Raw genomic sequence first — 19,697 nt, 5'->3', positions numbered from 1 at the left:
ATCAGACCGTGGTCTGATGCCGGGTACCACCGGTGGCCACTAGGTTGAACGCAATGAACACCCAGCGGATCCTCGAACGCTGGAACCGGTTTGCCGAGCCGCGACGGCTCCTGCTCGATTCACTGCTCGCCGCCGCACTTGTGGTGGCCGCGGTGGTGCCCGAACTCTGGGAATCGATGGGTGAACACCGTTGGTGGCGGATTCTCCTGGGGTCGGTCGTGTGCGCGGCACTCGCGTTCCGCAGGACCCGACCTGACATCGCCGGCCTGACCATCGCCGGTGCCGCGGTGATCCACGTCATCGTTGACCAAGACGCCAGCCCGGCGGTCAGTGTGACCGCTCTGATTGGCCTCTACTCGATGGCCGCCTATGGATCCGAGTGGGGAACCCGCGCTGCTCTGGTGCTGGGGATCGGCTGTGCGGTTGCGGCGTCGGGAAAGTACTATTCGGTCCCCGACGAAGGACACTCCTTCAACTACACCGTCACAGGTGTCGCCTTCCTGGCCGCGTTCGCGGCCGGGGTATGGGCGGTCGGAATGCTGCGGCGGACGCGGATTCGTGAGGTCGCGACGTTGCGGGAACGTGCGCGGCTACTCGAACTCGAGCGTGCCCAGGAGGCCGAACTCGCCGCGGTCGGTGAACGAACCCGCATCGCCCGGGAGATGCACGACATCATCGCCCACACCCTGACCGTTGTCATCGCACAGGCTGATGGCGGACGCTATGCGGCACAGCAAGATCCGGACGTGGCGGTCAAGGTGCTCGCGACGATCGCAGACAATGGCAGGCAGGCGTTGTCGGACATGCGGGCGCTGCTCGGGGTTCTGCGAGATGACGGCCCGCGCGAGATCCGTGCGGTCCCGGGTATCGCCGATCTCCCGGACCTGGTGGCAACAGTCCGGTCGGGCGGGTTGCCGGTCCGGTTCCAGGCGATCGGTGAACCTCGGGACGTGTCGGTGGGGTGCGCGCTGACCGCGTATCGAATTGTCCAGGAATCCCTGACGAACATTCTCAAACACGCGGGGACCGACGTCACCGCAGATGTCGAATTACGCTGGGAGAATGAGATGTTGACGATCGTTGTATCCGACGATGGACGCGGCCGAACAGGGTTGGCGACCGATTCCACAGGGAAGGGTCTGCTCGGGATGCGGGAGCGTGCGGAGTTGCACGGCGGATCAGTGAGTACCGGAAGTCGTTCGGACCGTCCCGGATATCAGGTGCGCGCGGTGCTGCCGGTGGGGGTCTCGCGATGACCGACCTGATCCAAGTGGGCCTCGTCGACGATCAATCTCTCGTCCGGGCCGGGTTGGGCATGGTCATCAACTCGCAGCCGGATATGGCGGTGGTGTTCGAAGCCGGTGACGGAGCCGAATCCATGACGCGGCTTTCAGAGGCGTACGCCGACGTCCTGCTCATGGACGTGCAGATGCCGGGTGTCGACGGAATCGCGGCGACCCGGGCAATTTTAGAGCGTGGTCCCGCCGCACCAAAAGTGCTGATCCTGACCACTTTTGACACGGATGAGTATCTCTTTGCGGCCATCTCGGCCGGTGCCAGTGGCTTTCTGCTGAAAGACGCACAGCCGGAGGACCTGCTGGCCGCCATCCGCACGGTGCACGCCGGAGACGCGGTGATAGCGCCGCGGTCGACCCGACGTCTGCTTGCACACGTGGCCGCGACCGCTTCGCTGCCACCCCGCTCCGCCGCATCGGGTGGCGGCTCGGTTGCGACGACATTGATCGATGCCCTGACACCACGCGAAACCGAAGTCCTACAAGCGATTGCGATCGGTAAGACAAACACCGAAATCGCCGCGGACTTCCACCTCTCGCTCGCCACCGTGAAAACCCACATCGGTCGGATCCTGACAAAAACCGAGTCCCGGGACCGCGTTCAGGTGGTGCTCTACGCGTTACGGTCCGGCCTGGTCGGGATCGACGACATCCTCGGTCTCCACCAGTAACCGCAGGCACCTACCGGCCGGCACGGTCATCCCGCCGGCTGATGACGTCAGACCGTGGTCTGACGTCTCGTGTGCTGTGAAAGTCGTTCCGTGCGCTGATGTTCGATGACCCATCGCGGCAATACGTTTGTCCTGCAGATCAAACGATCTAGCAGACAACGGAGGGTACGTCGATGTCGGAGACAATCGCGGCACGTGCGATAGGGGTACACAAGTCATACGGTGACGGTGGGGCTGTGGTGCATGCACTGCGCGACGTCAGTGTGGACGTCCCGGCGGGGAAGTTCACAGCCATCATGGGTCCGTCGGGCTCGGGTAAGTCGACCCTGATGCACTGCCTGGCGGGCCTGGACACACCCACCGCGGGAACAGTGATCATCGGGGACACCGATCTTTCCCGCTGCAACGATACTGCGCGCACCCGACTTCGGCGCCGTGAACTGGGGTTCGTGTTCCAATCGTTCAACCTGTTGCCGGCGTTGACGGCGCGCGCGAACATCGTCTTGCCACTGACACTCGATCGGCGGTCCCCGGACGCGGCCTGGTTCGACGAACTCGTCGATGTGCTCGGTATCGCCGAGCGTCTTGATCACAAGCCCAACGAGCTCTCCGGCGGCCAGCAACAGCGTGTTGCGATCGCGAGGGCCCTGCTCGGTCGGCCGCGACTGGTTTTGGCCGATGAGCCCACCGGCAACCTCGACAGTGCCTCCGGCGCACAGGTGTTGTCGCTGTTGCAGGCGAGCAGCAGGAGCGGTGGCCAAACCATTGTCATGGTGACACACGATCCGGTGGCTGCGAGCTACTGCGACCAGGTGCTGCTGATGGCCGACGGCGGCTTGGTCGATCGAATCGACTCTCCCACAGTCGAATCGGTACTCGAATCTCATCTGCTCCTCGGTTCGGCGGCAGTACCTCCGGTGAGAGAGCGACGATGAGGGCCTACGCGTTGGCGCAACTTCGCGCGTACAAGGGGCGATATATTGCTTCCGCTCTGGCGGTGATGATCTCCGTGGCCTTTGTTGCAGCGACACTGACCCTGACGGCAACGTCGACTGTGTCGATGCGTGATGCGGTCGCGGGCCAGTTCTCCGGAACCGATGCCGCAGCGGTGGTTCCAGGGGAGTTCGTCGACCGCATCGCCGAAGAGTTGGTGGATCTTCCTGGCGTCGAGGCAGTAGCCGTGGATCGGACCCGCTGGGTCAATGTCAGCAGTGGCGGCAAGACGTACAACCAGGTGGAGTTGGGTGCGATGGCCACCGACAATGCACTTCGGTGGCACCAGCTCTCCACCGGGACGTGGCCGGAGGGCCCGGGGCAGGTGGTGGCCTACGCCGGCTCGAACTTCGCTGTTGGAGAACGGTTGTATCTGCGGCCCGACGTCGGCACAGCCACCGATCAAGAGCCTACCGAGATGGCAGTGGTCGGCCTGCTGGAAGCGACCGGTGCGGCCGATGGCGCGCAACTCTTCGGAGCCGCGGAGGCGGTCTCTGCCATGGATACCGGGCGAAGCTTCGAAGGTGCCGAGGGTGTGATGATCCGAACCGCGTTTGCACCCGGAGCCGATTCGGATGCCGTATTCGACACGATCCGGACGCAGGTCACCGCAATCCCCGGAGGTGAGGTCCTGAGCGGCGCCGAGGCAGCGGACAGGAAAGTCGGCCTGTTCACCGGAGGCTCCGACGTGCTCGCCACGGTGTTGCTGACGTTCGCCGCCATCACAGCACTGGTGTCCTGTCTTGTCATCTCCAATACCTTTGCGGTCTTGGTGACTTCGCGTGCACGTGAACTCGCGTTGCTGCGTTGTATCGGGGCCGAGGGATCGCAGGTGCGTTTCGCGGTGCGTCTCGAGGCCCTGATCCTGGGTGTCCTTGCGTCGGTGATCGGGGTGGGGGTTGGCATCGGAGGTGTTGCGTTGACAACGGTCATCGCGCAGGTCAGTGGTGCGCGACTACCGCTGACCGATCTGTCGATTCCGGTGTCGGCGTTGGTGGTTCCACCAATCCTCGGTGTGGTGATGACGTTGGTGGCGGCGACGGTGCCGGGCCGGTTGGCCACGAGAGTCTCACCGTTGGCCGCAGGTGCCGGTCGAGAGGTCGCCGACGGCAGGCGAAAGCCGATCGGTCGACTGGTGAGCGCCGCCGCCCTCGCGATGGTGGGTGGGGTGTCGCTGATCGGCGGCGTCGCATCCGGATCTGTTCTGGTCGCCGCGGGTGGTGGTGCGATGACTTTCCTGGCCATCATGCTTGCCTCGGTTGTGCTCTTGCCGCCTCTGGTCCGTGGTGCAGGCCTGGCCGGTGCCCGCCTCCTGCGACCAACAGCTGCCGGACCTATTGCCGAACTGGCCGCCACGAACGCGGGCCGGTCGCCACGCCGTACGGCCGCAACCGCATCGGCTCTGATCATCGGGATCACCCTGACCACGATGATGGTTGTCGGGGTCGAAGCGGTGAAATCGAGCGCCACTCAATTGATATCCGAGCGGGAGCCGGTCGACATGGTGATCTCGTCGGGAACGCCGCTACCTGATGAGTTGGTTGCCTCAATCGGACGGACTGCGGGAGTGGTCGAGGTGGCCACGGTGACCCCCACCCCGATCGTGGTCGACGGTGTACCGCTGACAGTGGGTGCAGTCGCACCGGCGCAATTGCAGAAGGTGATGCGAAGTGGCCAGGCCCCGACGGCCGGCACGATCGCCCTGGCCCCAGCGGATCGTGCACTCGCTGACGTCGAGATGGGGGAACAGGTCGTCGTGGAGTCAGCCGGAATTGCGCGGACGCTGACGGTGATCGACGGGGCAGCGGGTTCCTATGCCGATCGTGGCGTGATCTCCGCCGCCGCGGCGTCGACCGGAGTCGCGGTCCGGTTGGACTCGGTTGGTGCCGACAGCGCCGCTGTCGTGACAGTCCTTCGTGGATTGATCGCCGACGCCATACCGGACGCGACACTCTCCGGCGGGGTGGAGGTCGGCAGACAACTCGACGACATGCTCACGTTGATCCTGGGAATTGTGTTGGCATTATTGGCGGTTTCGGTGCTTGTTGCGCTGATCGGGGTCGGGAACACCATGGCGCTGTCGGTGATCGATCGACGCCGAGAGAACGCACTCCTGCGGGTGATCGGACTCAGTCGGCGCGGCGTCACGGGCGTGCTCCTCGGCGAGGCGGCGGTCATCGCGGCGGTGGCGTCCGCGGTGGGCGTGGCACTCGGGACCGGGTACGGTCTGGCCGGCGCGGCATCGGTGCTCGGGATCGACAAGTTTGCGGCCCCGGATATGCCGTGGATGGCGTTGGCGGGGATTGTTGCGGTCGGCGGACTTGCCGGCCTGCTCAGCGCTGCTCTGCCGGCCAGGCAAGCACTCCGGGTGGATCCGGTTGCGGCGCTGTGATCTACGCGGGGGGATCACCTGTGTTCGGGTGATGGACTTGACATCAAATAGAACGGATGTTCGACTGGTCACATGCGATGGGACGGGCAACTCCTCGACGCCGAACCCGACGCGGGGGAGGACTCGGCCGCTCCAGCCTTACCGGGGCTGGAGCGGGCCGGTCTCGTCCGATCGGTACAGACGCCCGACTTCGACGGCGTGACCTTCCATGAGGTCCTCTGTAAGAGCGCGCTCAACAAGGTGCCCGAGGGGTCGCAGGTGCCGTTTCGGTGGACCATCAATCCGATGCGAGGATGCCTGCACCAGTGCGTGTACTGCTTCGCCCGCGGAACACACGAATACCTCGACCTCGATGCCGGACGCGACTTCGACACGCAGATCGTCGTGAAGATGAATGTGGCCGCGGTGCTGCGAAAAGAGTTGTCGCGCAGGAGTTGGAAGCGTGAACCGGTGGCGCTCGGCAGTAACTCCGATCCCTACCACCGGGCAGAAGGGCGCTATCGGCTGATGCCGGGGATCATCGGCGCGCTGGCCGATTCCGGCACTCCGATGTCGATCCTCACCAAGGGGACGTTGTTGCGCCGCGACCTTCCGCTGTTGACGCTTGCGTCGCAGAAGGTTCCGGTGTCGATCGGGATCTCTTTGGCGCTTCTCGACGAAGATCTGCGCAAGCAGGTGGAGCCCGGTGCCCCGTCGGCCCGCGCGCGCCTGGATCTGATCACCGCCGTCCGGGACGCTGGATTGGATTGTCATGTGATGGCGGCGCCAATTCTGCCGCAGCTCACCGATTCTCGCGGGGCACTCGACGAGTTGTTCGGTGCGCTGGCGGCCGCGGGCGCCACCTCGGTGACCGCGTTTTCGATGCATCTCCGTGGCCCCACCCGGAACTGGTATCTGACGTGGCTCGGGGAGAACCATCCGGCATTGATGAAGAGCTACCGCCAGATCTACGGGCGCGGGGCCTATGCCGCACCGGAATACCAGCGGTGGTTACGCGACCGCACGACGCCGCTCATCGAGAAGCACGGGCTCGCCTGCGCCCCGGACGACGGCTCGGAGGACGTCGGACAGAACCCGCTCCGTGGAACGTTGCCAACGCATGCGCCGGTGAAAGAGCCTGAGCCCACACTCTTTTGAGCTCAGAGCAGGGTCGCGGTGACCTTCTCTGTGGTGGCACGCGCGGCCAGCTTGCTGTCATCGGGATGGGCCACCTGCACCAGTGAACCGCCGGCGATCAGGGGCATCAGCAGGTTTGTGATCAGGCGGTCGGCGGTGTCCCAGGTACCCGTGGACATGACCCGTGAACCCGCCACGATCCCGGTCTCGTCGGCAGCAGCGGTGGCCGCTGAGACGATCTGCGCCACGGTTCGACCGTCGAGCGCCAGGTCGGCGGGCCCGCTCGGACGAAACTGGTCCCCGTGCACCCGCACCGACGCCGCATAGTCGGTAAGGCCGATCGGCAGATCACGCATGGGCATACCGAAGGGGTCGAGCGAGACCACCGCGATCTCGGGTGCCTGTTCCATGGCCTCGAGGGTGTCCATCGAGCAGAAGGCCACTGCGGCATCGTCGCTGTATCCCAGGCGCACATGCATTCCGGCCCACCATGCGCCGAGCAGCACCCCTGCGGTCTGCCAATGTGCAGGCAGATCGACGGCCACGACATCACCCGGCATCAATCCGAACTCATCACGAATCATGTTCGCGGTCTTGGCAGCCCAGTTGGCAGCGGTCAGACCCGACAGTTCGGTCCGCTCACCGGTGGTGTCGTTGTAGTAGGTCAGAAGCGGTTGGGTGCCGTCTCTGGTCAGCGCCGGATCGAGTGCGGCGTCTGCAAGGGTCATCAATTGACACACTCCGGGCCGGTTCCACCGGCAGTGATTCGAGGGGCGGGTGGAGCGGGGGGTGCGATGTCACCATCAGAATCCTGGCTGTCGGTTGGACCGGAATCATTGATCGAACCCGGCCCGGTGTAACTGTCGGTCAGTAGGACACGAACGGTGTTCGGGGGCAGCGACGGATCCGCGATGATCGACAGTCCGCCGAGATCTTTGGCCACAGCTTTCGCGCCGGGATCGTCGGTGGTCGCCGCGAGCACCTGGCTGTCGACGGTGTCGTTGAGGTCGTTGTCCGTTTCGCCGGGGAGATATCCCTTGCCCGCAACGATCCGCGACACATTGGTTGCCAGTCCGTCGACCGTGCCGGTGTTGATCACGTCGACGGTGTAGTCGGCGGCCACGAACACAGTGTTGCCAGAGGCATCCTTTTCGCCGAGCAATCCGGCGGTGAAGGACCTGACCGCGGCCGGATCGACCTCGACCACACTCTGCAGGCCGTCGTCGCTCCAGCCCTGTTCGGTTACCACGGGAATGGTTGCGAACTGGACACGGCCACCGGACAGATCCTTGAGCTGTTCGACGAACTTGATGACGTCCCAGCTTTCGTCGATCACCACGGAGCGCGATACCGCGTTCTGGAGATCGGACAGTTTGCCGGGGCTCGACAGGGTGCCGGCCGAGAGGACCTTCTGTGCCAGCGAGGCCATGAAGACCTGCTGACGCACGATGCGGTCGAGATCACCGCGTGGCAGGTCATGGCGCTGACGGACAAAGCTCAGCGCCTCGGACCCGTCCAGGGTCTGTGCTCCGGCCGGGAAATCGGCACCCGAGAACGGTTCGGAGACCGCCGCTTTGAGGCAGACATCGACTCCACCGACCGCATTGGTGAGCAGGACGAACCCCAGAAGGCCGATTTCGGCGTAGTGATCAACCTCGACGCCGGTGAGTTCGGTGACGGTGTCGATGAGGGCGTCGCGTCCGGCCTCCACGGATTTCTTGTCGGCTTTGTCCAGGTCCATGCCGTCGGTGACCAGCTCGCGGCGGCGCTCCTCCTTGGCAGCACCGTAGGCGGAGTTGATCTTGTTCATCCCGACCCCGGGGACGTCGACGTACGAGTCACGGGGAATCGAGATCGCGGTGGCCGAGGATCCGTCGTTGGGGATGCGGATGAGCAGGATCGTGTCGGTGTTCGTGCCGACATCATCTGCGGAGTGCAGCCGGGCCAGTTCCTTCTCCGAGAGCGGGTTGCCCTGCGCGTCAGTGCGTGAGTCGGTACCGACCATCAAGATGTCGACGGCGCCGTCCTTGCCGCTGCCCAGGCTCAGGCCGTCGAGCTTGGTGATGCTGTTCTCGAGGTTCGTCATCTGGTTCCAGGCGTAACCGGTCGCGACCATGACGGCGACCGAGACCACGGCCACCGCGATCCGGCTGATGGAACGAGCCGATTTCTTGTTCTCGGCGGCATCATCTGTCGCCGAGATGCCCCCTGCCAGGGCTGTCTTCTTCGGACGACCTTCGGGGGTTGGCCGGTCGCTGCGGCGGGCCCTCGGTGGTGGATCGCCTGCTTGCGGTCGCGACGGGCGGCGACCGCTTTCGGGGTCTTCCCGTCGACGCCGTGGCCGTCGCTGTTCGCCAGGCACCGCGGCGCGGGGATCGTCCGGCGATGCCCGGCGGCGTGCACCCGGCGGAGTGGGTTCGCCCGAGGGGGTGCGCGGTTGGCGACCTTCGCGCGGTGATCCGCTGCGGCGCTCACCCGACGGTCGATCCGAAGAGGGACGGTCCACGGCGGGCGGCGCTCCTATCTCTGTGTGCTGGCTCTGGCATGGATCGGCTGGGGTCTCCGGGCGCGATGTGCGGTACACCGGGGACGGACTGGTGGCAATGCTACGTGCGATTCTGGCGGCGTCGCCGGAGCTGCATCGGCGCGCCCGTGATGATGTTGTTCACGTTGGCGAATCGGGGCTCGATGCGCGGAGGCCGACCGAACCGGACATGATGGTCTGTATGCAAAGGCAATTGGGGTCTGTGGTCGTGACCGGTGCCGGCGGCCAGTTGGGCAGTCGGCTACGTATTCAAGGGGGCGAGCTGGTGCGGCCTCTGACCTCGGCCGATCTGGACATCACGGACCCGGTGGCAGTGGATTCGGTGCTCGGCGGACTCGGACCTGCCGACGTGATCATCAATTGCGCGGCCTACACCGCGGTGGACGCGGCGGAGACGGACCGGGACCGCGCATATGCGATCAACGTCACCGGACCCGCCAACCTGGCAGCCCTGACCGCCTACACCGGCGCGCACCTGATCCACATCTCGACCGACTACGTGTTCACCGGTGTGGCCGATCGCCCGATGGAACCGGATGATCCGACCGGACCGACGTCGGTCTACGGCGAGACCAAGCTGGCCGGCGAGGTCGCGGTACGCGCAGGTGACCCATCGGCGACGGTGGTCCGCACGGCGTGGGTGTACACCGGTGCGCCCGGCTGCAATGACTTCGTCGCAACCATGCGCCGGCTCGAGGGCGAACGCGACACCGTGTCGGTGGTCACCGATCAGGTGGGCTCGCCGACGTACGCGGCCGATCTGGCCGACGGCCTGCTGCAACTCGCCGCCGACATCTGCGCAGGTGGTTCACCGGCGACCGGAACCATCCTGCACGCCACGAATGCGGGGAGTTGCAGCTGGTTCGACCTCGCGCAGGCCGTATTCGCCGAGGTCGGGGCCGACCCGGCTCGGGTGCTGCCAACCACATCAGACGCATTCCCGCGCCCGGCGCCACGTCCGGCGTATTCGGTCTTGTCCGGTCAGTCGTGGCAGAAGGCCGGATTGACCCCGCTACGGGACTGGCGTTCGGCGCTGGCCGCCGCGGTCAGGGCTTGACCGGCGGTGAGGGCGTGATGGGAGGGGACATCGCGGTATCCGGCTACCCTATGGCGGTGAGTGATGAGCAGGTTTCCGACCGTGTCGCTGTAGTGACCGTGACGTATTCGTCCGGTGACTACCTGGCCCGATTCATCGAGACGCTCGATGACGCGATGACCGGGACACCGGCGGTGATCATGGCGGACAACGGATCTGACGATGGTGCCCCCGAGTTGGCGGCGCAGAAATACGACCATGTCTCGTTGTTGCACACCGGTGGCAACATCGGCTACGGCGGCGCGGTCAATCGGGCGGTTGCCGAGGTGGATCCGAGCATCGAATACGTGATCGTGGCCAACCCGGACGTCGAGTGGGCGCCGGGTTCGATCGACCGGTTGCTGGCCGCAGCCGATCGCTGGCCGCGGGCCGGTGCTCTGGGACCCCTGATCCGCGAACCCGACGGGACCATTTATCCGTCGGCGCGCCGGGTTCCGAATCTGGTCTCCGGAACCGGACACGCGATCCTGGGGACGGTATGGAAGTCCAACCCCTGGACCGCGGCGTACCGGCAGGATGCCGTCGATGTGTCCGAACGCGCCGTGGGGTGGTTGTCCGGGTCGTGCCTGCTGGTGCGCCGCGATGCCTTCGACTCCATCGACGGTTTCGACTCCCGCTACTTCATGTACATGGAGGATGTCGACCTCGGTGACCGGTTGGGCCGAGCCGGCTGGCTCAACGTCTTTGTGCCCGACGCGGAGGTTTTGCACACGAAAGGCCATGCGGCCGGGCGTGACCCGGGAAAGATGTTGCCTGCACACCATCGCAGCGCATATCGGTTTCAGGCCGATCGGCACCCTCATTGGTGGCAGGCGCCCGTGCGACTTGCCCTGCGCGCGGGACTCACAGCGCGGTCGGCAGTGGTGGTGGCAGCGGCCAAACGTGCTGCCCGCCAAGAAGATTCATCAAACAACTCGACGATCGACAGTTCGACGAAAGGTGCAAAGTGACCCTCGATAATGGTGTGACATCCCCGGCGACCGACGCCCCGACAGATGATGTCCAGGCCGTTATCTTGGTCGGCGGCAAGGGAACTCGACTGCGTCCGTTGACGCTGTCGGCGCCCAAGCCGATGTTGCCGACGGCGGGTGTACCTTTTCTGACCCACCTGCTCGCCCGGATCAAGGCTGCCGGGATCAAGCAGGTCGTCTTGGGAACCTCGTTCAAATCCGAGGTCTTCGAACAGCATTTCGGTGACGGGTCGAAGATGGGCCTGTCGATCACCTACGTGCACGAGTCCGAACCGATGGGTACCGGTGGCGGTATCCGCAATGTGCTCCCGCACCTGACGGCCAAGACCATCCTGGTGTTCAACGGCGACGTCCTCTGTGGCACCGATGTCCGCTCCATCATCGACACCCATCGGACCTCCGGTGCCGAGGTGACGCTGCATCTGGTGCGGGTCGGAGATCCGCGGGCATTCGGTTGTGTGCCCACCGATGAGTCCGGACGCGTCACCGCATTTCTCGAGAAGACGCAAGATCCGCCGACCGATCAGATCAATGCCGGCTGTTACGTCTTCAACCGTACGGTGATCGAACAGATCCCCGCCGACCGTCCGGTCTCGGTGGAACGTGAAGTCTTCCCCGGATTGCTCGCCGACGGCGCGCACGTGCAGAGCTACGTCGACTCCGGTTACTGGCGTGACATGGGCACACCCGAGGACTTCGTCCGCGGCAGTGCGGACCTGGTGCGCGGTATCGCACCGTCTCCGGCACTGAGCGGACCTCGCGGTGAATACCTGGTCCACGAGGGTGCCGGGGTGGCTCCCGGGGCGCTGCTCATCGGTGGCACGGTGGTCGGCCGTGGCGCGGAGATCGGTGCAGGCGCACGACTCGACGGCGCCGTCATCTTCGATGGTGCGGTGATCGAGGCGGGTGCGGTGATCGAGCGGTCGATCATCGGTTTCGGAGTCCGGGTCGGACCACGTGCCCTGATTCGCGACGGCGTGATCGGAGACGGTGCCGACATCGGGGCCCGGTGTGAATTGCTTCGTGGAGCGCGCGTCTGGCCAGGGGTGAAGATCCCCGACGGTGGAATCAGGTTCTCGACAGATGTCTGACGTCGTCGCCTCACCATCATTCAAACGCTTTGTCGCCCTCGGTGATTCGTTTGTCGAGGGTGTGGGCGACGTGGAGTCCCGCTGCCCGAACGGGGTGCGGGGCTGGGCCGATCGGGTGGCCGAGGTGATGGCCCGCGCCGATCCCGAATTCCGGTACGCGAACCTGGCGATCCGCGGTCGGCTGATGTCGGCGATCGTGTCGGAGCAACTGGGCCCGGCCCTGGAGATGAAGCCGGATCTGGTTGCCATCAGCGCCGGTGCCAGCGATCTGTTGCGGCCGAACGCCGACATCGACACCCTCATGGAGGACTACGACGCCGCGATCGGCCGGTTGCAGGATGCCGGCGCCAAGGTGGTCACCTTCACCGTTCACGACACCGGCGGCAAACCGGTGTTCGGGGCCTTGCGCGGCCGATTCGCGGTCTACAACGAACTCCTGCGAGAAGTGGTCGAGCGGCGCAATCTCACACTGGTCGACTTCTGGCGGATGCGGGTGTTCCGCGAACGTGGAATGTGGGAGTTCGACCGGATGCACATGTCGACTGCCGGGCACGTCTACATGGCCATCGAGGTGCTCGATGCGCTCGGTATCGAACACGATCTGGTTCCGGTGGAACTCGGTCCGCCGCAATCGATTTCGCCGACGCAGCGTCGTCGGGACAGTCGGCAGTGGACGGTGGAACACGCGATGCCGTGGGTGGGCCGCCGACTACTGGGTGTTTCGACGGGCGACACGATCGCACCGAAGTACCCCGAACTCACCGCGATGACACCCAGCACCTGACCAAACGCTCCACTTCTACGAAGACGCTCCGGAAATATGTGGAGCGTCTTCGTAGAAGTGGAGCGTTTGGGTAGGAGACCGGCTAGTCGGCGGCGGGTGCCTTGGCCGCTGCGAGCAGTCCACGGCCCAGCGGGATCACCACCGGCAACAGTGAGTCGTCGTCGGCGACGAGCATTGCCGCTTCGCGCGCGGCGAGCGCGGCCTGATCGGACGTGGCCGGGTCGGCGACGGTTCCGTCGGCAGAGGCGTTGTGGATGACCAACACGCCGCCATCGCGCAGCAGTCGGAGGCCTTCGGCGACGAAACGTGGCTGGTCGGTGACCGCGCCGTCGATGAACACCAGGTCATAGCCACCGTCGGCGAGACGGGGGAGAACCTCTGCGGCCCGTCCGTTGATGAGGCGGGTGCGGCCAGGGCTGATCCCGGCCGTGTTGAACGCCAGTTTGGCGGCGCGGTGATACTCGCCTTCGGAATCGATGGTGGTCAGCACGCCGTCGACACGCATGCCGTTGAGGAGCCACAATCCGCTGATCCCGGCGCCGGTACCGACCTCGACGACGGCCTTAGCATTGACCAGTCGGGCCAACAGTGACAGTGCGGCACCCACGGCCGGGGTGATGGAGGGGGCTCCGAGTTCGTCGGAACGCTCGCGCGCCAGACGCAGGGCCTCGTCTTCGACGATCGCGGCCTCCGCATAGCTGCTCAGCACTGCTGGGTCGATGACAGGCGGCGGGGAATCGGTGTTGGCGGGCTGGCTCTCATCGGACACAGATCTGAGGTTAGCGCCGCGCGCGGAATTGGCCGCCTAGGCGCGCTGAGCAGCAATATCGGAAGTCTGTTGCTCCGCGCGAGGACTCTCAGGGAACGCTCAGCCCGCTCATAGTGCGTACACACCCCGGTCGGACAGGGTCATAGGGGAACATCCGGCCCGGTGTCGGCGTTGCCTTCGGTAACAATTCGTGACGATGTAATGCGTGTATAGCAATTGACCGGAGCAGTCGGCCGGTCCTGGGAGGAGAGTTGCAGATCGTGACAGAGACCAACCGCAAAGACGGTAACGGGACTCTCGACGTCGACACCAACGATTCCGTGACAGAACAGCCGGGTGGTACGGCGCGCTTCGACGCGACCGGCGACGCGACCCTGATGCCGGCCTGGGATGAGCTGGTCCGTGAACATGCCGACCGGGTCTATCGATTGGCCTACCGACTCTCCGGCAATCAGCATGACGCCGAGGATCTGACGCAGGAGACCTTCATCAGGGTCTTCCGGTCGCTGTCGAGCTACAAGGCCGGCACCTTTGAGGGTTGGTTGCACCGCATCACCACCAACCTGTTCCTGGACATGGTCCGGCGCCGGAACAAGATCCGGATGGAAGCACTTCCCGAGGACTACGACCGGGTACCGGGCAGCGATCCCGATCCCGAGCAGATCTACAACGACGCCAATCTCGATCCGGATCTGCAGAGCGCCCTCGACTCCCTGGCACCGGAGTTCCGCGCCGCAGTGGTCCTGTGTGACATCGAAGGTTTGTCGTACGAGGAGATCGCCGCGACGCTGGGAGTCAAGCTCGGCACGGTCCGCAGCCGCATCCATCGGGGTCGGCAGGCCATCCGCGGACATCTGGCGGCCAGTGGTCATCACTCGGGGCGATCGGTGATGACGCAAGACTTCTGACCCGCGTACCGAACGGGAACCTGAGGGGACGTGACTTCGTTGTTGATGTTGGACGGGGAGGCGGCGAACATGCGCCCGAGTCCGTAGAGTCGAGACGAATTGTCGAGACGCCCAAAAGGTTTGTCCTGTACTCCAGGATCCCGGTGGGCACGTAAGAGGAAGGAGCGAATGCGGTGAGTGAACGTACACCCGATGACTCCGGCCCCGCAGCTTCGAACGGCGCCGAACCGACAGGCAACGGTGAACGGCCCGCAGCAATGCGGAACCGGCGACGGGCGCTGGGATGGTTCCCGGCATCGTCGATGGTCTCGGCAAACAAGAACTATCGAGCACCCGGCAGCGTCGGCGGACGCCGATTCCTGTCCACCGAGCATCTCGCCACCGAAGCGGTGGCCGCATATGTGGACGGCGAGCTCCGGATGAATGCTTACATGCGTGCCTCACAGCATCTGGAGATGTGCGTGCAATGCCGCACAGAGGTCGACGCGCAGAGTTCAGCGCGCGCGGCACTGCGACGCTGTGGCGAGGTCGTGATGCCCGCGGGCCTGTTGGGCGCGCTCAACCAAATTCCCACTCGCGAAATCGACCTGCGCGCGACCTCTGGCAATCCAGCACATGTCGCCCCTGACGAACCTCTACTCGATGCACCCGGCTCGCCGGCGCATCGGGACCAGCGTCGACGCAACCGCTGAGAATAGTGTCCGCGGCAGCGCCGCAATTGTTTTGTACCGGCAGCCGGGTAGCCTCGGTGAGGGTTGATCGGCGGTGCCGGTGAATCTGCGACCGAATAGCCGCGAGCGAGGGGTTCGAGTTTTTCATGAGACCGGATAACCGGGCGGGCCGGTGACCGATACTGACAAGTACGGCCTCGGCGCCACACCTCCTTCCGAACCACGCGAACTCGGCGAGGCCCCTCGTCTGGGGCCGCGGCCGAATGAACGTCCACCCGTGCCGCAACAGACAGCCGCCGTCTTCGGGCGTCCTGCCGGTGTCGACGGCGCTTTTGCGCCTTCAGAGTCCGCTCCCTCGCGAGCGCCACAACCGGTCGTGTCGAATCCCGATCCGGTGTTGCGTGAGGCGTTTTCCCGTCCCGAAGGTTCAGACAGCCTGCAGCGAGATCCGGATGAAGAGTCCGGTGATGTCGAGCCGGTACCCGCACCCGAGGATCCGTGGCGCGATCCCGATGCCGCCGCCAGCCTGAGCGCGCCTGCCATCGAGACCGAGGTGCCACCGGTGCCGACGACACCCGGGCCCAAGCTCGGTGTCCGCGAAGTGCTCTTTGACCGAAAGGTCAGCTGGCAGGCCCTGGCCGTGCTGGCGGTCATCGCAGTGCTGGTCGGTGTGGTCGGTGGGCTGATCGGCAGGCTGACCGCAGAGGTCACCTCGCCACTGCACTCGAACACCGTGAGCCTGTCCGGCAGCGACGACGACAACGAGGCCGAACCGCGCAGCCAGGTCGCCCGTGTGGCCGAGGCCGTCGAGAAGTCGGTGGTCATGGTCGACGTCCGCCTGCCCAACGGTGGCGGTACCGGATCCGGTGTTGTCATCGACGACGAGGGTTACATCGTCACGAACAACCACGTGATCTCGATGGCGGCCAACGACAACAGTGCAAAACTCGAAGTGGTCTTCTCCGACGGCACCCGCGTGCCTGCCCGCATCGTCGGCCGCGACATCCGCACCGACCTTGCGGTCCTCAAGGTCGACAACGTCGACAATCTCACCGTCGCGAAGCTCGGCGACTCGGACAAACTCCAGATCGGCGAAGAGGTGGTGGCGTTCGGAGCGCCCCTGGGCCTGGATCGCACGGTCACCAGCGGAATCGTCAGTGCGATCGATCGTGCTGTGCCACTGCGCCCGGACGAGACATCCGACACCGACGCGGTGATCGACGCCATCCAGACCGACGCGGCAATCAACCCCGGTAACTCGGGTGGTCCGCTGGTCGACGATCAGGGTCGCGTCATCGGCATCAACACCGCGGGCCTGGCGCCGAACGGCGGTTCGATCGGCCTCGGGTTCGCAATCCCGGTCAACGAGTTCCTGCCGGTCGCGCAGGCGCTGATCAACGACGGACGGGTGGTCCACGCGCAGATCGGTGTGAACGCGAGTTCGGTTCGCAACGACCAGGTGCTCGGTGCCCAGATCCGCAATGTCGTCGAGGGCTCGCCCGCGGCGCAGGCTGGTATCCGCGAAGGCGATGTGATCACCAAGTTCAACGGCCGGATGACCGACGACGCCGACGAACTGACGGTGGCCGTCCGCACAGCCGACATCGGTAAGCCGGTGAAGTTCGAATACTGGCGCGACGGCCGGACCTTCGAAGGAACCGTCACCCCGGCCCCTGACTGAGTCCCTTACTGCGCCGTCCGGTGAGTGGTTGTCTGGGAGGTTGCTGTCAGATCCCCGGGGAGGTTCCTGCCAGATCGCCCGGTCGATTCGACAGCAGCTCAGTTACCAGTAATCTGGAACGGTGTTCAGCAGCGTTGGGTGGGGCGAAATCCTGATCTTGATGATCGCGGGTCTGGTGATCCTCGGTCCCGAGCGATTGCCTGATGCGCTGAAGTGGACTCTGAAGTCGGTGCGAGAGGCCCGCGACTACGCCACCGGTGCCACCAGCCAGCTCAAAGAAGACCTCGGCGCCGATTTCGAAGATCTGCGCAAGCCGCTGGCCGAGCTCAACGAGCTGCGGGGGATGAGTCCCCGGAAGGTCATCACCAAACATCTGCTCGACGGCGACGACTCGTTCTTCACGGGCAATTTCGACGCACAGACCAAGATCAAGCCGGTATCCCAGCCTCTGCCGTCCACCGATGAGAACTCCAAGGTCCTCTCGCCCGGTGCGGTCGACAAGCCTGCGCCGCCGTCGCTGTCCAAAGCCGTCACCGCGGCGCCCGCTCCGGCCGTCGACGCCACCGGTGTGGATCGCTGGGACGCCACCTAAAAACCTCGACGTCAGCTCCGCAGCTTGCGACGAGCGCTTTGACCGTCCGTGACCTTGCATGTGCCGGTGGACGCCTCGGAGAGGGGCTTCACCGTACACCGCACGCGATAATGTGGACAGATGGATGATGCGCAGAGCCCACCGCAGGTGGACCGGACTTTGGGGTTGCTCTGGCGCCACCAGGCCGGGCGGCCGCAGGGTTCCCGCGGGCCGAGACAGCGGGTCAGTGTCGACGAGGTGATCGTGGCGGCGATCGCGCTGGCCGACGAGGAGGGGCTCGCTGCATTGTCGATGCGGAAGGTGGCCCAGCGGCTCGGACTCGGTGCGATGTCGATCTACACCTACGTACCCGGCAAGAACGAACTCGTGGGATTGATGGTCGACGAGGTTGCGGGGGAGGTCGACTACCCGGAGCACACCGGTGACCTACGGGATCGGATGATCGCGGTAGCCCGGCAATCATGGGACGAATACCACCGGCACCCATGGCTTTTGCACGCGCAGAAGGCCAGGCCGTGGATCGGCCCCAACGGGTCAGCGCGCTTCGAGTGGCAGCTCCGGGCAATCGAGGGCGTCGGTCTCGACGACCTGGAGATGGACAACACGATCGCGGTGCTGACCGGATTCGCGGAGAGTTCGGCCCGCGCGTCCATCGACGCGGCCGGTGCGCGCACCGAATCGGGTATTACTGATCTTCAGTGGTGGGAGATCAACGCGCCCGTCCTCGAGCAACTGATGGCGGGGACCGACTACCCGATTTCGAGACGGGTGGGGCAGTCCGCAGGCGAAGCCTACGAATCGATCGGTGATGCGGCCCGGTCGTTCGACTTCGGCCTGGCGCGGATCATCGACGGAATCGAGTTGATGCTCCACCGATGACCGATGACCGATGACCCGGTACCCGGAGCCCTGATCAGAGCAGCGGTTTGGCTGCGCTGCGGGCTGTGTCGATACCGAGGTTCATGCCGGCCAGGCCGCGTTTGCGGACCGCCAGTTTGTCGGCAACCTGACGTAGCGCGGCACCGGCCGCGGAATCGGGAGCCGAGAGCACCAGCGGCATACCTTCGTCGCCGCCTTCGCGCAGGGCGGGGTCGAGCGGAATCTGACCCAGCAGAGGCACTTCGGCGCCGACCGCGATGGTGAGTCGCTCGGCGACCTTGGCGCCACCACCGGAACCGAACGGCTCCATCCGGGTTCCGTCGGGAAGCTCCATCCACGACATGTTCTCCACGACACCCAAGATCTTCTGGCGGGTCTGAAGCGCGATGGCTCCGGCGCGTTCGGCGACTTCGGCAGCCGCTTGCTGCGGTGTGGTGACCACCAGGATCTCGGCGCCCGGGATCAACTGTGCCACCGAGATCGCCACGTCGCCGGTGCCCGGCGGGAGGTCGAGCAGCAGGATGTCCAGGTCACCCCAGAACACGTCGGCGAGGAACTGCTGCAATGCCCGGTGCAGCATCGGCCCGCGCCAGACAACCGGGGTGTTCCCGCTGGTGAACTGTGCAATCGAGATGAACTTCACGCCGTGCGAAATCGGCGGCATGATCATCTTCTCGACCTGCGTCGGCTTGGCGTCGTTACCCAGCATGCGGGGCACCGAGTGGCCGTAGATGTCGGCGTCGAGCACACCGACCTTCAATCCGCGTTCGGCCAGCGCCGCAGCAAGGTTGACGGTGATGCTGGACTTGCCGACACCACCCTTGCCGGAAGCGACCGCATAGACGCGCGTCAGCGAGCCGGGTTGGGCGAACGGGATGACCGGTTCGGCACGGTCGCCGCGGAGGTTCTTACGCAGTTCGGTGCGTTGTTCGTCGTTCATCACGTCGAGTTCGACGGACACCGTTCCCACACCGGGGACGTCGGCGGCGGCGGTGCTCACCCGCTGCGTGATCTCGGTGCGGAGCGGACAGGCGGACGTGGTCAGGTAGATCTCGATGGCCACGGTTGCGTCGTCGGCGATCGAAATCGACTTCACCATGCCGAGGTCGGTGATGGGTTTACCGATCTCGGGATCGTTCACTTTGGCCAGAGCCGCGCGAATGGCTGACTCGGTCGGCAATGTTGCTTGTGTCATCAGGCGATCAGTTTACGCGCGCACCGAATCTGACCGGATTCGGCTGGG

At 65.1% G+C, this 19,697-nt stretch carries 18 protein-coding genes; 14 read left to right on the top strand and 4 right to left on the bottom strand.

Going from position 1 to position 19,697, the window contains the following annotated elements; translation table 11 throughout:
* Positions 1–53: 53 nt before the first annotated feature.
* The 5 genes from AC1TPF_RS12420 (at position 54) to AC1TPF_RS12400 (ending at position 6,488) form a co-directional block, all read left to right on the top strand.
* Positions 54–1,256, top strand: coding sequence for a sensor histidine kinase (locus AC1TPF_RS12420; protein ID WP_482144196.1), 1,203 nt, complete (start codon positions 54–56; stop codon positions 1,254–1,256).
* A complete protein-coding gene (locus AC1TPF_RS12415) occupies positions 1,253–1,966 on the top strand; it encodes a response regulator transcription factor (RefSeq protein WP_482144194.1) in 714 nt (237 codons plus the stop codon). Before AC1TPF_RS12420 ends, AC1TPF_RS12415 begins: the two co-directional genes overlap by 4 nt.
* Before the next feature lie 173 nt (positions 1,967–2,139).
* Positions 2,140–2,901, top strand: coding sequence for an ABC transporter ATP-binding protein (locus AC1TPF_RS12410; RefSeq protein ID WP_482144192.1), 762 nt, complete (start codon positions 2,140–2,142; stop codon positions 2,899–2,901).
* Positions 2,898–5,351, top strand: a complete 2,454-nt coding sequence (locus tag AC1TPF_RS12405; protein WP_482144190.1) for an ABC transporter permease — start codon at positions 2,898–2,900, stop codon at positions 5,349–5,351. Before AC1TPF_RS12410 ends, AC1TPF_RS12405 begins: the two co-directional genes overlap by 4 nt.
* Before the next feature lie 72 nt (positions 5,352–5,423).
* On the top strand, positions 5,424–6,488 hold the full coding sequence (locus tag AC1TPF_RS12400) for an Rv2578c family radical SAM protein (RefSeq protein WP_482144188.1): 1,065 nt from the start codon (positions 5,424–5,426) through the stop codon (positions 6,486–6,488).
* A gap of 2 nt (positions 6,489–6,490) precedes the next feature.
* Here the strand turns inward: AC1TPF_RS12400 and AC1TPF_RS12395 are convergent, their stop codons facing one another.
* Both AC1TPF_RS12395 and AC1TPF_RS12390 read right to left on the bottom strand, forming a co-directional pair.
* Positions 6,491–7,195, bottom strand: a complete 705-nt coding sequence (locus AC1TPF_RS12395) for a TIGR03089 family protein (protein ID WP_482144187.1) — start codon at positions 7,193–7,195, stop codon at positions 6,491–6,493.
* Positions 7,195–8,973, bottom strand: coding sequence for an LCP family protein (locus AC1TPF_RS12390; protein ID WP_482144186.1), 1,779 nt, complete (start codon positions 8,971–8,973; stop codon positions 7,195–7,197). The genes AC1TPF_RS12395 and AC1TPF_RS12390 overlap by 1 nt, the downstream gene beginning before the upstream one ends.
* A gap of 220 nt (positions 8,974–9,193) precedes the next feature.
* On the opposite strand from AC1TPF_RS12390, the gene rfbD reads away from it, so the two are divergent.
* From rfbD to AC1TPF_RS12370, 4 genes are read left to right on the top strand one after another with little or no spacing between them, the layout of a single operon-like run.
* Positions 9,194–10,069 carry a dTDP-4-dehydrorhamnose reductase gene (gene rfbD / locus AC1TPF_RS12385; RefSeq protein WP_482138793.1) on the top strand — a complete coding sequence of 292 codons (876 nt, stop codon included), beginning with the start codon at positions 9,194–9,196 and terminating at the stop codon, positions 10,067–10,069.
* 50 nt (positions 10,070–10,119) lie between these two features.
* A complete protein-coding gene (locus AC1TPF_RS12380) occupies positions 10,120–11,058 on the top strand; it encodes a glycosyltransferase family 2 protein (protein WP_482144701.1) in 939 nt (312 codons plus the stop codon).
* Complete coding sequence (manB, locus tag AC1TPF_RS12375; RefSeq protein ID WP_482144184.1) at positions 11,055–12,170, top strand: mannose-1-phosphate guanylyltransferase; 1,116 nt, start codon at positions 11,055–11,057, stop codon at positions 12,168–12,170. The genes AC1TPF_RS12380 and manB overlap by 4 nt, the downstream gene beginning before the upstream one ends.
* Positions 12,163–12,954, top strand: a complete 792-nt coding sequence (locus AC1TPF_RS12370) for an SGNH/GDSL hydrolase family protein (protein ID WP_482144182.1) — start codon at positions 12,163–12,165, stop codon at positions 12,952–12,954. The genes manB and AC1TPF_RS12370 overlap by 8 nt, the downstream gene beginning before the upstream one ends.
* 82 nt (positions 12,955–13,036) lie before the next feature.
* Here the strand turns inward: AC1TPF_RS12370 and AC1TPF_RS12365 are convergent, their stop codons facing one another.
* The gene (locus AC1TPF_RS12365; protein WP_482138598.1) at positions 13,037–13,723 is read right to left on the bottom strand and encodes an O-methyltransferase; all 687 of its coding nucleotides are present in this window, start codon (positions 13,721–13,723) and stop codon (positions 13,037–13,039) included.
* 260 nt (positions 13,724–13,983) lie between these two features.
* Between AC1TPF_RS12365 and sigE the strand changes: the two genes are divergently transcribed.
* From sigE to AC1TPF_RS12340, 5 genes are all read left to right on the top strand, one after another.
* Positions 13,984–14,631, top strand: coding sequence for an RNA polymerase sigma factor SigE (sigE, locus tag AC1TPF_RS12360; RefSeq protein ID WP_482144180.1), 648 nt, complete (start codon positions 13,984–13,986; stop codon positions 14,629–14,631).
* Between the two features lie 173 nt (positions 14,632–14,804).
* Positions 14,805–15,323, top strand: coding sequence for a hypothetical protein (locus tag AC1TPF_RS12355; RefSeq protein WP_482138602.1), 519 nt, complete (start codon positions 14,805–14,807; stop codon positions 15,321–15,323).
* Between the two features lie 151 nt (positions 15,324–15,474).
* Positions 15,475–16,983, top strand: a complete 1,509-nt coding sequence (locus AC1TPF_RS12350) for a S1C family serine protease (RefSeq protein ID WP_482138604.1) — start codon at positions 15,475–15,477, stop codon at positions 16,981–16,983.
* 121 nt (positions 16,984–17,104) lie between these two features.
* Entirely contained in the window at positions 17,105–17,575 is a 471-nt protein-coding gene (tatB, locus tag AC1TPF_RS12345) for a Sec-independent protein translocase protein TatB (protein ID WP_482138605.1), read from the top strand.
* Positions 17,576–17,695: 120 nt separating this feature from the next.
* A complete protein-coding gene (locus AC1TPF_RS12340; RefSeq protein ID WP_482144178.1) occupies positions 17,696–18,454 on the top strand; it encodes a TetR/AcrR family transcriptional regulator in 759 nt (252 codons plus the stop codon).
* Between the two features lie 34 nt (positions 18,455–18,488).
* On the opposite strand, the gene AC1TPF_RS12335 is transcribed toward AC1TPF_RS12340, so the two are convergent.
* On the bottom strand, positions 18,489–19,649 hold the full coding sequence (locus AC1TPF_RS12335; RefSeq protein ID WP_482138609.1) for an Mrp/NBP35 family ATP-binding protein: 1,161 nt from the start codon (positions 19,647–19,649) through the stop codon (positions 18,489–18,491).
* Between the last annotated feature and the right edge of the window lie 48 nt (positions 19,650–19,697).

Source organism: Williamsia sp. Y853, assembly GCF_056786495.1.
The sequence above is the reverse complement of the archived record's forward strand: the minus strand, read 5'-3'. Positions and strand labels throughout refer to the sequence as shown.